Genomic DNA, 13,597 nt, shown 5'->3' on the forward strand with positions numbered 1-13,597 from the left:
GCAATTCAGCCGGTCAGGGCATCCGCGAATTGTTCCCGCAGGTTGCGCTTGAGCACCTTGCCCGTCGCGTTGCGCGGCAATTCGTCGATGAACACCACCTTGTCCGGCACCTGCCAGGACGCGATCTTGCCGTCGTAATAGGCCAGCAGTTCGGCCTCGTCGGGGGCCTCCCCGGACATCGCCACCGCGACCAGCAGCGGACGTTCGTCCCATTTCGGATGCGCCACCCCGATCACGGCGGCATCGGCCAGCCCGGGATGGGCGATGGCGATGTTTTCCAGCTCGACCGAGCTGATCCATTCGCCGCCCGACTTGATGATGTCCTTGGACCGGTCGCGGATGGTCATGAACCCGTCCTCGTCGAGCGTCGCCACATCGCCGGTCGGGAACCAGCCATCGACCAGCGCCTCTCCCTGTTCGGTGCGGAAATAGCTGTCCAGAACCCACGGCCCCTTGACCAGCAGGTCGCCCTGGGACGTGCCGTCGCGCGGCAGGTCGTTGCCCGCGTCATCGACGATCTTCAGCGCCACGCCAAAGGGCGGTCGGCCCTGGCTTTCGCGGATCGCCTGCTGGTCGGCCTCCGGCAGGCTGGCATGTTTGGCCAACGGGTGGTTGACGGTGCCGAGCGGGCTCATCTCGGTCATGCCCCAGGCATGCAGGGTCTCGACGCCGTAGCTGTCGCGGAACTCGGCAATCATCGAGGGCGGACAGGCCGACCCGCCAACCACCGTCCGCTTCAGGCTCTCGAGCTTGCTGCCCACTGCGCGGGCATGGCCCAGCAGCCCCAGCCAGATCGTCGGCACGCCCATCGCCAGCGTCACCCCGTAATCGTCGATCAGCCTGACCAGCGCCTCGCCATGCAGGTCCGGCCCCGGCAGCACCAGCGGCGTGCCGGACATCGCGCAGGCATAGGGTGCGCCCCAGGCGTTGACGTGGAACATCGGCACCACCGGCAGCACCACGTCTGACGCCGAGAATCCGATACAGTCGGGCGTGTTGGCCGCGAAACTGTGCAGCAAGGTGGAGCGGTGCGAATAGAGCACACCCTTGGGGTTCCCGGTGGTGCCGGAGGTGTAGCACAGGCTCGACGCGGTGTTTTCGTCGAATTGCGGCCATTCGAAGGCCGGGTCGCCGGTTTCCAGCAGCTCGTCATAGAACAGCAGCCCGTCGAACTGCGCCGCCGCCTCTTCGTTGCGCGGCCCCATCAGCACGACATGGCGCAGCTCGGGCAGATGTTCGCGCAGCTTCACAGCGATCGGCAGGAAGGTGGCATCGACGAACAACACCCGGTCCTGCGCGTGGTTGATGATATAGACCAGCTGTTCGGGGAACAGGCGCGGGTTGATCGTGTGGCAGACAAACCCGGCGCCCGAGACGCCGAAATAGATCTCGAGGTGCCGCCGGTTGTTCCACGCGATCGTGCCGCAGCGCGCGTTCGGCTCCAGCCCCAGCCGGCTCAGCGCCGAGCCCAGTCGGCGGGCGTTTGCGGCCACCTGCCCCCAGGTGGTCTGCTCGATACCGCCTTCGGTGTTGACCGATATGATCGGTGTCGATCCGTGATAGGCTTCGGCATGTTCGATCTGCGACGAAATCAGCAGCGGCGCACTCATCATCTGGCCCAGCATGGCACTTGTCCTCCCCTCTATGTCGACGCCGGCGGCGTCCCGGTTCTGTCCCGGTTTCTCCCGGCTGCAGACTGCCAATGAAACCGGGGCCGCGCAAGCGCTGTCGCGGCGGGTCAGCCGCGATGGGCGCGCAGGAAATCGACCAGCGCCGCGGTCGAGGCGTCACGCGTCCCGGCGCTTTGGGTGCCATCGACCACCGGACCCAGCGATGTGGCCAGTTCCTTGCCCAGTTCGACGCCCCACTGGTCGAAGGAATTGATGCCCAGAATCACGCCTTCGACGAACACCCGGTGTTCGTAGAGCACGATGAGCTGCCCCAGCACGAACGGCGTCAGCCGCGGATAGGCGATGGTGACCGAAGGCCGGTTGCCCTCGAACACCCGATGCCGGGCCTGCCGTTCCAGTTCGGCGCCCTCCAGCCCCGCCGCCGCCATCCGGTCCCGCGCCTCGTCCAGCGACCGGCCGCGCATCAATGCCTCGGACTGGGCCAGGCAATTCGCGATCAGCAGCCGGTGGTGGTGATCCAGCGCCGGTTCGTGCCCGCGCGCGGCGATCATGAATTCGCAGGGGACGACGCCGGTTCCCTGGTGGAGCAACTGGTAGAACGCGTGCTGCCCGTTGGTGCCCGGTTCGCCCCATACGACCGGCCCTGACGGCACCGCCAGCCTGCTGCCATCCATCGCGACCGATTTGCCGTTCGATTCCATTTCGAGCTGTTGCAGGTAGGCCGGCAACCGCGCAAGCCGCTGGTCATAGGGCAGCACCGCGCGGGTCGGGTAGCCGCAGACCTGGTGGTGCCAGATCCCCACCAGCGCCAGCAGAACGGGCAGGTTCCCGGCCCAGGGCGCCTGGCAGAAATGGGTGTCCATTGCCCGCCCGCCGCGCAGGAATTCGGCAAAGCCGCCGGGTCCGATCGCCAGCATCAGGCTCAGCCCGATCGGCCCCCAGACCGAATAGCGCCCGCCGACCCAGTCCTCGAACCCGAACACCGCCTGCGGGTCGATGCCGAAATCGGCGGTGCGATCCGTGGCCGAGGACAGCGCCGCCATCTGCTGCGCCGGGTCGCCGCCGCCCGCCTCCATCCAGTCGCGCGCGGTTCGCGCGTTGGTCATCGTTTCGATGGTGGTAAAGGTCTTGGAGGCCACGATCACCAGTGTGCGGGTCGCATCCAGCCCGTCCAGCACGTCATGGATCTGCGCGCCGTCCACATTGGACACGAAGTGGCAGCGCGGACCGTCATGGCAGGGGGCCAGCGCCTGCACCGCCATCGCCGGGCCGAGATCGGACCCGCCGATACCGATATTGACCACATCGGTGATCGCGCCGCCCGCCCCGGTGCGGGTGCCGTTGCGAACCGCGTCGCAGAACGCGCCCATGCGCGCCAGCGTGTCACACACACCCGGCATCACATCGGCGCCGTCCAGCATCACCGGCCCGCCTTCGGGATTGCGCAGCGCGGTATGCAGCACCGCGCGGTGTTCGGTTTCGTTGATCCGGTCGCCGGCGAACATCGCGGCGCGGCGATCCGCCAGCCCGACGGCATCGCAAAGCGCCACCAGCGCCGCGCGCTCGGCATCGCCGATCAGCGTCTTGGAATAGTCGAGCCGCATGTCGTCCGCGGTCGCGCTGAACCGGGCGGCCCGGCGCGGATCCGCCGCGAACATCTCGAGGATACGCCGCCCGTTCAGCGCATCGTGCTGGCCCCGGAGGGTGTCCCAGATGGTATCGGACATGACCCTGCCTGTCCCTATGCGGCCCAATGCACGGTGATCGCGGACAGCACCGCCTGCACCGGCGCCTCTTCGGGTGGCAGTTTCATCGCCCGTTCCAGCGCCTCGCGTTTCCCGGCGCCATAGATCACGAGGTGTTTCGACAACGCCCCGTCCAGCACCTGCGCGGTCAGGCTGACCCGCGTTTCCGGCTGTCCGCAGGGTTTCAGCACCGCCAGCGCGGGCGCCTCGGGGGCCAGCGCCGCGTCGAGCCCGTCAGCCCCCGGAAACAGCGAGGCCGTATGCATGTCCGTGCCCATCCCCAGCAACAGGACCGACAGCGGCAGCAGCGGGATCAGCGGCGCTTCAAGCTCGGCCAGGACATCGGCCGGGTCCTCCGCCGGGGCATGAAGCGGCAGCAGGGTTGCCGCGGCCGCGCGGTTGCACATCAGGCGCGACGCGATCAGCCCGGCGTTCGAACGGGGATGGTCCTGCGGCACCCAGCGTTCATCCGTGGGCAGCACCCGCACACGGTGCCAGTCGAGGCTGGCGGCGCAAAGCGCGTCGAAAACCGGCCCCGGCGTGGTGCCGCCCGGCACCGCCAGCGTCGCCGTTTCATGCGTCAGCAGGTGGTTTTCCAGATCGCCCGCCAGCCGGTTGGCCAGGTCGATGGCCAGCATCTCGCGGTCGGGATAGTCGATCAGCTTCATGGGTTGATCCCCCGCCATTGCCTCTGGTCGCGTTTGAGCAGCTGATCGGCCTCGGCCGGCCCGACGCTGCCTGAATCGTAGGGCTTGGGCACATCGCCGCGCGCCTCCCACCCGGCGATGATCGGGTCGGTCCAGGCCCAGGCGGCCTCGACTTCGTCACCGCGCATGAACAACGTCTGATTGCCCCGGATCACGTCCATGATCAACCGTTCATAGGCATCCGGCGGGTCGCCGCCCTCGGGGCCCAGCGCCTCGGCAAAGGTCATGTCCAGCGGCACGTCCACCAGCCGCATCCCCCCCGGCCCCGGTTCCTTGATCGTGACCCGCAGCGTGATGCCCTCGTTCGGCTGCAACCGGATCGTCAGCAGGTTGGCATGCCGCCCGGCTTCCTCGCCAAAGATCGAATGCGGCGCATCCTTGAACGCCACGTTGATCACCGACGACCGCGCCACCAGCCGCTTGCCGGTGCGCAGATAGAACGGGGTGCCGGCCCAGCGCCAGTTGCTGATATGGGCCTTGAGCGCGATATAGCTCTCGGTGGTGGATCGCGGATCGTCCACCGCCTCGCGATAGGAGGGCTGGTTGTCGCTGTCGCCGGCGCCGTATTGGCCGCGCACGATATGGTGCGGCGGGACGGGATCCAGCGCGCGGATCACCTTCAGCTTTTCGTCGCGCACCGCATCGGGATCGAACTTGGCGGGCGGTTCCATCGCGATCAGGCACAGCAGTTGCATCAGGTGGTTCTGCATCATGTCCCGCATCGCGCCCGCGCGATCATAATACTCGCCGCGACCGCCCACACCCACGGTTTCGGCCACGGTGATCTGGATATGATCCACATACTGGCTGTTCCACAGCGGTTCGAACAGCATGTTGCCGAACCGGATCGCCATCAGGTTCTGCACCGTTTCCTTGCCCAGGTAATGGTCGATGCGATAGATCTGGCTTTCGTCGAAATGCGCCGCCAGCGCCTTGTTCAGCGCCCGGGCGCTGCCGAGGTCGCGGCCAAAGGGCTTTTCGACCACGATCCTGGTGTCGGCATCCGCCAGGCCATGCAGCCGGACCCGTTCGGCGAGATCGCCGAACAGACCCGGCGCGACCGAGAAATAGAAGGCCCGCACCCGCCCCGGCTGCAACCGCTCGGCCAGGCCGGCCCAGCCCGTTTCCCCCGAAGCATCGACGGTCACATAATCGAGCGTGTCGAGAAAGGCGGCGAGAGACCCCCGGTCCGCGTCGCTGAATTCGCGGATCGCGGCCTCGGCAAAGGCCCGGTAGTCGGCGGCATCATGGGATGATCGCGCCGCGCCGATCAGTCGCGCATCCGGGGGCATCTGGCCGACCCGGAACCGCTGATACAGCGCCGGCAGGATCTTGCGCCGGGCCAGATCGCCGGTGCCGCCGAATATCACGAGATCGAACGGATCGACCGGAATGACGCGTGAAACCATGCTGAGCTGCCCCTTGCCTGCTGGGAATTCAGAAAATGTTAGCGCTCACATACACCAAGGTCGCCGCACATCACAACAGTTTCGACACCCCGGCACGGCCCGTCCCTGACGTTCATCTCAGGCGGGACAACCGCCGGGCAAGATCAGGCGCAGACGCCCGGATCAACCGAAGTGATCGAGGCATAGCGCCCCTCGGATGTCACGATCTGCGCGCAATCGGCAATCGCGTCATTGTACCAAAACGATGTCAGCCCCTGGCTCCGAACCAGCCGGTACCCCATGTTCTGAATGGCCATCTCGGCCTGACCGGCCTTGGCCCCCTCGAATTGACGGATGTCACCGGCGGCGGCCGTTCCACCCGTGGCCGGGGCATCGGTTTCGCAGCCTGTCAGAACGCAGATCGCGGCAATCGCAATAACGGTTTTCGGTATCATTTCTTTCCCCCCCAGAATTCACCGGCGCCGGCCGCAGGACCGGGCCCGTGATCGGCACCCTTCATCATGGCTGCACGCCTCCTGCCACTGCAAGTCAAAATCCGGGGTTCGCGGACGGATGCCCGCGTGTTTTCAGGTCAATGCACGCGGAATTCGCCCACCTGGTTGTGCCATTCGCCACTGGCCAGCAGCCTGCGATGGGTGAAGCGGACGGAATGAAGCGCCCCCTCGATCTCGCGCTGCCAGAAGGCCACGAAATCGAACAGGCGCTGATGATCCGGCGCCAGGTCATAGTCCTGCCAGACAAAGCTGTTCAGCACATGGCAATAGTCGGGCATGTGATAGAAGAACTCCGCCGTGGTCAGCCCATACCCCTTCAGCAGCAGTTCCGTTTCTCTGGTTTCCATGTCGCACCTTTCACCGATACTTGCCTCATGGGCACTCATGATCACCGGAAATTCCTGCATTTCAATGAAAACAGCATGTTAGCAGAATGCCCCGCGTGCTGCCAACTGATCCGCCCGCCTGCCATTGCACCTTATATGCCGGGTCTGATAGAGTGCCCCCACAAGATATAGTTGGCGCATACAGATCGGGCAAAATAAGTGAGCGACACGCCGGAACCCCCTGAAAACACGGAAGATCCTACGCCGGTGCGGATGCATCACGACGGTCCGACCGTGTCCATCGAATCCGAGATGCGGACCTCGTATCTCGACTATGCGATGTCGGTGATCGTCTCGCGCGCGATCCCAGATCTGCGCGACGGCCTGAAGCCCGTGCACCGGCGCATTCTCTACGCCATGCACGAAACCGGCAACAGCCACGACAAGCCCTATCGCAAATCCGCCCGCCCCGTCGGCGACGTGATGGGGAAATACCACCCGCATGGCGACAGCGCGATCTACGACGCGCTGGTGCGGATGGCGCAGGATTTCTCGATGTCGCTGCCGCTGCTGGACGGCCAGGGCAATTTCGGCTCGATGGATGGCGATAACGCGGCGGCCATGCGCTATACCGAGGTGCGGATGGACAAACCCGCCGCGGCGCTGCTGGCCGATATCGAAAAGGACACCGTCGATTTCCAGGACAACTATGACGGCAAGGACCGCGAGCCCACGGTCCTGCCGGCGCGGTTTCCCAACATGCTGGTCAACGGCGCGGGCGGCATCGCCGTCGGCATGGCGACCAACATCCCGCCCCACAACCTGGGCGAGGTCTGCGACGCCACGCTGGCGCTGATCGACGACCCCGACCTGACCAGCGAACAGCTGATGGTGCATGTGAAAGGCCCCGATTTCCCCACCGGCGGCGTGATGCTGGGCCGGTCGGGCGCGCGCAAGGCCTATCTCGAAGGCCGCGGCAGCGTCGTCATCCGGGCCAAAACCCGGACCGAGGAGATCCGCAAGGACCGCCATGCCATCATCGTGGACCAGATCCCCTATCAGGTGAACAAGGCCGCGATGATCGAAAAGATCGCCGAGGCGGTGCGCGAGAAGCGGATCGAAGGCGTGGCCCATGTCCAGGACGAATCCGACCGCAACGGCGTGCGGGTGGTGATCGAACTGAAACGCGACGCGACGCCCGACGTGGTGCTGAACCAGCTCTGGCGGTTCACCCCGATGCAGACGTCGTTCGGCTGCAACATGCTGGCCCTCAACGGCGGGCGCCCCGAGCAGCTGACCCTGCGCGGCTTTCTCACCGCCTTCATCACCTTCCGCGAAGAGGTGGTCGCCCGGCGCACCGCGTTTGACCTGCGCAAGGCGCGCGAACGCAGCCATATCCTGTGCGGCCTGGCCGTGGCGGTGTCCAACGTGGACGAGGTCGTGGCCACGATCCGCAGTTCGGCCGACGCCGCCGAGGCGCGCGAGAAACTGATGACCCGGCGCTGGCCGGCGGCGGATATCGCCGGCTACATCCGCCTCATCGACGACCCCACCCACACCATGAACGACGACGGGACCTACAACCTGTCCGAGGCTCAGGCTCGCGCCATTCTCGAACTGCGCCTGCAGCGCCTGACCCAGATCGGCGTCAAGGAGGTCACCGACGAGCTCGAGGAACTGGCAGGCCGGATCAAGGAATATCTCGACATCCTGTCCTCGCGCGACCGGATCATGGCGCTGATCGCGGACGAGCTGCGCGAGGTGCGCGACCAGTTCGCCGAAAAACGCCGCACCGAGATCACCGACTGGGCCGGGGACCTGGACGACGAGGACCTGATCGAGCGCGAGGACATGGTGGTGACGGTGACCGCCGGCGGCTATATCAAGCGCACCGCGCTGGTCGAGTTCCGCGCCCAGAAACGCGGCGGCAAGGGGATGATCGGCGGGTCGCTCAAGGATGACGACGTGGTGACCAGCCTGTTCGTCGCCAACACCCACACGCAGCTGCTGTTCTTCACCACCGACGGCATGGCCTACAAGCTGAAATGCTGGCGCCTGCCACAGGGGGGGCGCACATCCAAGGGCAAGGCCATCGTCAACATCCTGCCGATCCCGACCGGCGTTTCCATCGCCGCGATCATGCCGATCGACCGCGACGAGGATCACTGGGACGAATTGCAGATCGTGTTCGCCACCTCGGCCGGTGACGTGCGGCGCAACGCGCTGAGCGATTTCACCAACGTGAAACGCAACGGCAAGATCGCGATGGACCTGCCCGAGGGCGTGGAACTGGTCAATGCCCGCATCGCCTCCGAGGAGGACGACGTGATGCTGGTCACCGATTCCGGCCGCGCGATCCGTTTCCCCACCACCGACGTGCGCGTGTTCAAGGGCCGGAAATCGACCGGCGTGCGCGGCATCCGGCTCAGCGGGGGCGACCGGGTCGTCTCGATGTCGGTGATCCGGCATTTCGAAGCCAGCCCGGAAGACCGCGCCGCCTATCTCAAGATGCGCCGTGCCGTGGCCGGGCTCGCGGATGACGCCGAGAACGAAGACGAGGACATCACCCCGCCGGGCGAACTGAACCAGGATCGCTACGCGGAAATGTCGGCCGCCGAGAACCTGATCCTCACCATCACGGCGGGCGGCCAGGGCAAGCTGTCATCATCGCATGACTACCCGGTGCGCGGACGCGGCGGCATGGGCGTGGCGGCGATGGACAAGGCCATGCGCGGCGGCGCGCTGGTCGCCTCCTTCCCGGTCGAATTCGGCGACCAGATCATGCTGGCGACCGCGGCGGGCCAGTCGATCCGCGTGCCTGTCGATGGCATCTCCTTCCGGTCGCGCAGCGCCGGGGGAGTGCGGGTGCTGAACACCGCCGACGGGAACGAGGTGGTCAGCGTCGCCCGTATCGCCGACCAGGGGGATCAGGACGACGCCGATGATACTGGCGACGACACAGGCGACACCGCGATCGTGGGCTGACACGGGGGCTGATACGGGCCCGCCTCCGCCCGATCGGGATCGCGCCACACCAGCGACGTCGCCCGAAGGGCGGAGGAGCGGCGCTCAGAGCCCGTAGATTTCCCCGAACTTCGCCTCCAGATAGGCCAGCAGGGGCGCCTCGTCGGGCGCCCGCCCGCTGGCCCGCCCGATCACCTCGCGCGGCGGGTAGAGCCCGCCATGGCGCTGCAGGTTCTCGCGCAGCCAGCCCGTGGCCGCAGACACGTCGCCACGCGCCAGCCCCTCGCCCAGATCCGGCACCGCGCCGTTCATCGCCTCCCACAGGCAACCGGCATAGACATTGCCCAGCGCATAGGTCGGGAAATACCCGAACAGCCCCACCGACCAGTGGACATCCTGCAGGCAGCCATTGGCGGGCCGGTCCACCGCATAGCCGAAATCCGCGGCAAAACGGTCGTTCCACGCCGTTTCGAGATCGCCGACCTGCAGATCGCCCGACATCAGCGCGCGCTCCAGGTCGAACCGCAGCATGATATGCAGGTTGTACTGCACCTCGTCCGCCTCGGTCCGGATGAAGCCGTCACGCACCTTGTTCACCGCGGCATGGAACGCCTCCGCATCATCGATGCCGAAATCGCCGAACGCCTCGCGCATCCGCCCGAACAGCCACCCGGTAAAGGCCCGGCCCCGCCCGATCTGGTTTTCATAGATCCGGCTCTGGCTTTCATGCACCCCCATCGACACGCCGCGCCCCAGCGGGGTCAGCGCGTAACCGGCATCGATCCCCTGTTCATATGCGGCATGGCCGACCTCGTGGATGGTCGAATAGAGGCAGTTGAACGGGTCGTCCTCGGCGGTGCGGGTGGTGATGCGGACATCGGCACCGCTGCCGGAACTGAACGGATGCACCGCCTTGTCGATCCGGCCCCGGTACAGGTCGTATCCAAATGTCCGGGCCAGGTCGTGGGACAGGCGCAGCTGCGCCGCCTCGTCAAAACGGCCCATCAGGTCCTTCGGCGCCGGGCGGTCCCGAATCGCCGCCCGCAGGGCCACCAGCCGGGGCCGCATCGCATCGAAGATCGCCGCGATCTGCGCCCCGGTGGTTCCCGGCTCGTAATCCTCCAGCATCGCGTCATAGACATCGCCGGTGCCTGCGGCCAGCGCCTGCCCTTCCTCGCGCTTCAGGCGCACCACCTCGTCCAGAACCGGCAGGAACGCCGCGACGTCGCCGGCGGCGCGGGCCGCGGCCCATTTGCCCTGAGCCTCCGAGGTAACCTGCGCCAGCCGTTTGGCCAGTTCGCCCGGCACTTTCCGCGCGCGGTCATAGCCGCGCCTGATCTCGCGCAGCTGTGCCGCGGCCGCCGCGTCGGCGGGGGTCGCCCGCTCCAGCCAGTCGCCCACGCGCGGGTCCGACCGGCGCGCGTGCAGCACCGCCTCGATCGCCGCCATCTCCAGCCCCCGCTGTGCCACGGCCCCGCGCGGCATCACCGTTTCCTGGTCCCAGCCGAGCCGCCCGGATATCTGGGCCAGCGCCTCGGTGTCATGTTGAAAGGCCATCAGTTCGTCATAGGCGGTCATGTTCGGTCATCCCCGGATCGACGTTGCTACAGGATAGGCGCACAGGAACCGCGCCCGCAGAATCAGCATGAACAGCCCCATCGCCAGCACCTGGTGCAGGATCGCGATCTGCCATGGCGCGGCATAGAGCACGGTGATCACGCCCAGCACCACCTGCAGGGCCAAGGCCGCCATCGCGGCGCTGAACGTAGAGCGGGTGGCGGGATGGGCGCTGCCCTGCCCGCGCCGCCAGGCAAGGATGCCATAGGCCAGCAGCGCATACCCGGTCATGCGGTGGATCCACTGCACGAGACCGGGGCTTTCAAACAGGTTCCGCCACCACGGGTCCAGGACCGCGGCATCGGGCGGCAGGAACTGCCCGCCCATCAGCGGCCAGTCGGTAAATCCGCGCCCCGCATCGATCCCCGCGACCAACGCACCCAGCAGGATCTGCAGGAACGCCAGGTGCAGCCAGCCGGTCGCGATTCCATGGAGCTTCGTCTCCTTCGCGCGGCGCGCCTGCATCAGGTCGCGCTCGGGACGCCCCAGCGACAGGACATACCAGCCGAGCACGCCGAGAATGACGAAGGCCAGCCCGAGATGCACCGCCAGCCGGTATGACGCGACCGCCACCGTCCCTTCGCCCGCGGTCACGCCCGAGGCCACCATCCACCAGCCGACCGCGCCCTGAAGCCCGCCAAGGACACCCGGCAGCAGCAGGCGCCCGGTCCAGCCGGGCGGAATTTTGCGGGCGGCGAGAAAGACCAGGAAACCGGCCGCCCAGACCAGCCCGATGGCGCGGCCCAGCTGCCGGTGGCCCCATTCCCACCAGTAGATTTCCTTGAAATCGTCCAGCGCCATCCACTGGTTCATGATCCGCCACTGGTCGATCTGGCGGTATTTCTCGAACTCCGCCTGCCAGTCGGATTCGGTCATCGGCGGGATCGCCCCGGTGACCGGGCGCCATTCGGTGATCGACAGCCCGGACTCGGTCAGCCGCGTCAGCCCGCCGACCACGATCATCGCCACCACCAGCGCAAAGATCACCACCAGCCAGGCCCGGATCGCGCGCCGCGCGCCGCCCCCGCCCGGCTTGCGGTCGATCATGCCCGGCTGCGCGGCGGGTCGCGTGTCGGCCTCGGCGCCGACCTCTTCAAAGATGTTCCGCTTGCTCATCCTGCCCTCGCTTGCCGTCCCCGCCGCCACATCGCGCCGCCGCGGCCGGTCTCAGCCCCGTTCCTTCCAGCGCACCATCTGCCGCATCACCCCGTGCAGCATCTGCACATCCGCCCGCGTCAGCCGCATCCGGCTCCAGAGGTTGCGCAGGTTCAGCTTCATGCCCTCGGCCTTTTCCGGCGGAAAGAAGAACCCCGCCTGCCCGAGCCGGTCCTCATAATGTTCGGCCAGCTTGTCCACCTCGATCCGGCTGGCCCAGTCGCCCTTGCCCAGCGGCACGGTTTCATGGGTCACCTCGACCGCCTGGCGCCGCCATTCATAGGCCATCAGCAGCACGCATTGCGCCAGGTTGAGCGAGGCGAAATCCGGGTTCACCGGCACCGAGACGATGGCATTGGCGCGCGCCACGTCATCGTTTTCCAGCCCGGTGCGTTCGGGCCCGAACAGGACCGCCACCTTTTCGCCCGCCGCGATCATCCCGGCGGCCCGGGCCATCGCCGCCTCGGGGCTGAACACCGGTTTGGTCAGGTCGCGGCCGCGTGCGGTGGTGGCGAACACATAGCTGCACCCCGCCACGGCCCCGGCCACGTCGTCATGCAGCCGCGCATTGTCCAGCAACCGGCCCGCGCCGCTGGCCATGGCCACGGCTTTGGGGTTCGGCCAGCCGTCACGCGGGGCGGTGATGCTCATCGCGTCCAGACCGAAATTCCACATCGCGCGCGCCGCCGCGCCGATATTCTCGCCCATCTGCGGGCGCACCAGCACAAAGACCGGCTGGGACGAGGGGTCGCCCATCGCATCCTCCGAAAACCGCACCCCCGCCTCTAGCCAAGCCCGCGCCGATGAGCAAGCCGCCGCCGGTTTGCATGGCCGGGGCAATCGGATAGACAGCGCCGAAACCATGAAAGGATCGCACGCCCATGGACAGTTCCGAGCAGCCCCAGATCTATCTCTCCACCCCCCCGGTGTTCGAGCTGTCCGGCTTTCCCGACCGGCTGGCCGCGGTCCTCGACGCGCATCCCGTCGCGTGCCTGCGGCTCGATCTCGCCAGCCGTGACGAAGACGCCATTTCCCGGGCCGCCGATCTGCTGCGCGAAATCGCCCATGCACGGGACATCGCGCTGGTGATCACCGATCACGTCCTGCTGGCCGAGCGGCTGGGGCTGGATGGCGTGCATCTGTCCGACGCCGCCCGGTCGGTGCGCGGCGCGCGCAAGACGCTGGGACCGGACGCGATCGTCGGCAGCGCCTGCGGCACGTCGCGGCATGACGGCATGACCGCCGGCGAAGCCGGGGCCGATTATGTCAGCTTTGGCCCGGTCGCGGCCTCGGCGCTGGACGGGGGCGAAACCGCGCCGCCCGAGCTGTTCCGCTGGTGGTCCGAGATGATCGAACTGCCCGTGGTCGCATCCGGCGGCCTCAGCCCCGAAACCGTGGCCGAACTGGCGCCGTTCACCGATTTCTTCGGCGTCGGCGAAGAAATCTGGTCGCAGGACGATCCCGTCGCCGCTCTGGGCCTGCTGATCGCCGCAATGGGCTGATCCGGCGGCCCCCGCGACAGGCAGACCGGCCGGGCGCGGCGGCGGCT

11 protein-coding genes are annotated in these 13,597 nt (G+C 67.2%); 2 read left to right on the forward strand and 9 right to left on the reverse strand.

Annotated features, from left to right (window positions below; translation table 11 throughout):
- Positions 1 to 5 precede the first annotated feature (5 nt).
- The 6 genes from C6Y53_RS01190 to C6Y53_RS01215 form a co-directional block, all read right to left on the reverse strand.
- Positions 6 to 1,625 carry a long-chain-fatty-acid--CoA ligase gene (locus C6Y53_RS01190; protein WP_106470771.1) on the reverse strand — a complete coding sequence of 540 codons (1,620 nt, stop codon included), beginning with the start codon at positions 1,623 to 1,625 and terminating at the stop codon, positions 6 to 8.
- A gap of 113 nt (positions 1,626 to 1,738) precedes the next feature.
- Positions 1,739 to 3,358, reverse strand: coding sequence for a glucose-6-phosphate isomerase (gene pgi, locus C6Y53_RS01195; protein ID WP_106470772.1), 1,620 nt, complete (start codon positions 3,356 to 3,358; stop codon positions 1,739 to 1,741).
- Positions 3,359 to 3,372: 14 nt separating this feature from the next.
- Positions 3,373 to 4,044 carry a 6-phosphogluconolactonase gene (pgl, locus tag C6Y53_RS01200; RefSeq protein WP_106470773.1) on the reverse strand — a complete coding sequence of 224 codons (672 nt, stop codon included), beginning with the start codon at positions 4,042 to 4,044 and terminating at the stop codon, positions 3,373 to 3,375.
- Entirely contained in the window at positions 4,041 to 5,492 is a 1,452-nt protein-coding gene (zwf, locus tag C6Y53_RS01205; RefSeq protein WP_106470774.1) for a glucose-6-phosphate dehydrogenase, read from the reverse strand. The genes pgl and zwf overlap by 4 nt, the downstream gene beginning before the upstream one ends.
- Before the next feature lie 143 nt (positions 5,493 to 5,635).
- Complete coding sequence (locus tag C6Y53_RS01210; RefSeq protein ID WP_106470775.1) at positions 5,636 to 5,926, reverse strand: hypothetical protein; 291 nt, start codon at positions 5,924 to 5,926, stop codon at positions 5,636 to 5,638.
- A 137-nt stretch (positions 5,927 to 6,063) separates the two neighbouring features.
- Positions 6,064 to 6,333, reverse strand: coding sequence for an usg protein (locus C6Y53_RS01215; RefSeq protein WP_106473888.1), 270 nt, complete (start codon positions 6,331 to 6,333; stop codon positions 6,064 to 6,066).
- Positions 6,334 to 6,531: 198 nt separating this feature from the next.
- Here C6Y53_RS01215 and gyrA point away from each other — a divergent pair, with 198 nt between their 5' ends.
- Entirely contained in the window at positions 6,532 to 9,297 is a 2,766-nt protein-coding gene (gene gyrA / locus C6Y53_RS01220) for a DNA gyrase subunit A (protein ID WP_106470776.1), read from the forward strand.
- An 84-nt stretch (positions 9,298 to 9,381) separates the two neighbouring features.
- Here the strand turns inward: gyrA and C6Y53_RS01225 are convergent, their stop codons facing one another.
- The 3 genes from C6Y53_RS01225 to C6Y53_RS01235 are packed head-to-tail and all read right to left on the reverse strand — an operon-like array spanning position 9,382 to position 12,804.
- Positions 9,382 to 10,854: a carboxypeptidase M32 gene (locus C6Y53_RS01225; protein WP_106470777.1), complete on the reverse strand. Its 1,473-nt coding sequence runs from the start codon at positions 10,852 to 10,854 to the stop codon at positions 9,382 to 9,384.
- A 6-nt stretch (positions 10,855 to 10,860) separates the two neighbouring features.
- Entirely contained in the window at positions 10,861 to 12,009 is a 1,149-nt protein-coding gene (gene ctaA, locus C6Y53_RS01230; protein ID WP_106470778.1) for a heme A synthase, read from the reverse strand.
- 51 nt (positions 12,010 to 12,060) lie between these two features.
- On the reverse strand, positions 12,061 to 12,804 hold the full coding sequence (locus tag C6Y53_RS01235) for an RNA methyltransferase (protein WP_106473889.1): 744 nt from the start codon (positions 12,802 to 12,804) through the stop codon (positions 12,061 to 12,063).
- A gap of 125 nt (positions 12,805 to 12,929) precedes the next feature.
- On the opposite strand from C6Y53_RS01235, the gene C6Y53_RS01240 reads away from it, so the two are divergent.
- Positions 12,930 to 13,550 (forward strand): thiamine phosphate synthase, encoded by a 621-nt coding sequence (locus C6Y53_RS01240; protein ID WP_106470779.1) that lies wholly within the window; start codon positions 12,930 to 12,932, stop codon positions 13,548 to 13,550.
- Positions 13,551 to 13,597: the final 47 nt, after the last annotated feature.

The sequence above is a fragment of the Pukyongiella litopenaei genome (genome assembly GCF_003008555.2).
Taxonomy (GTDB): Bacteria; Pseudomonadota; Alphaproteobacteria; order Rhodobacterales; family Rhodobacteraceae; genus Pukyongiella; species Pukyongiella litopenaei.

Bases quoted from the DNA above. Each gene is read 5' to 3' on its own strand.
- C6Y53_RS01225 (WP_106470777.1), bottom strand. From the start codon at position 10,854: ATGACCGCCTATGACGAACTGATGGCCTTTCAACATGACACCGAGGCG.
- pgi (WP_106470772.1), bottom strand. From the start codon at position 3,358: ATGTCCGATACCATCTGGGACACCCTCCGGGGCCAGCACGATGCGCTG.
- C6Y53_RS01190 (WP_106470771.1), bottom strand. From the start codon at position 1,625: ATGCTGGGCCAGATGATGAGTGCGCCGCTGCTGATTTCGTCGCAGATC.
- zwf (WP_106470774.1), bottom strand. From the start codon at position 5,492: ATGGTTTCACGCGTCATTCCGGTCGATCCGTTCGATCTCGTGATATTC.
- C6Y53_RS01210 (WP_106470775.1), bottom strand. From the start codon at position 5,926: ATGATACCGAAAACCGTTATTGCGATTGCCGCGATCTGCGTTCTGACA.
- ctaA (WP_106470778.1), bottom strand. From the start codon at position 12,009: ATGAGCAAGCGGAACATCTTTGAAGAGGTCGGCGCCGAGGCCGACACG.
- C6Y53_RS01215 (WP_106473888.1), bottom strand. From the start codon at position 6,333: ATGGAAACCAGAGAAACGGAACTGCTGCTGAAGGGGTATGGGCTGACC.
- C6Y53_RS01235 (WP_106473889.1), bottom strand. From the start codon at position 12,804: ATGGGCGACCCCTCGTCCCAGCCGGTCTTTGTGCTGGTGCGCCCGCAG.
- C6Y53_RS01240 (WP_106470779.1), top strand. From the start codon at position 12,930: ATGGACAGTTCCGAGCAGCCCCAGATCTATCTCTCCACCCCCCCGGTG.
- pgl (WP_106470773.1), bottom strand. From the start codon at position 4,044: ATGAAGCTGATCGACTATCCCGACCGCGAGATGCTGGCCATCGACCTG.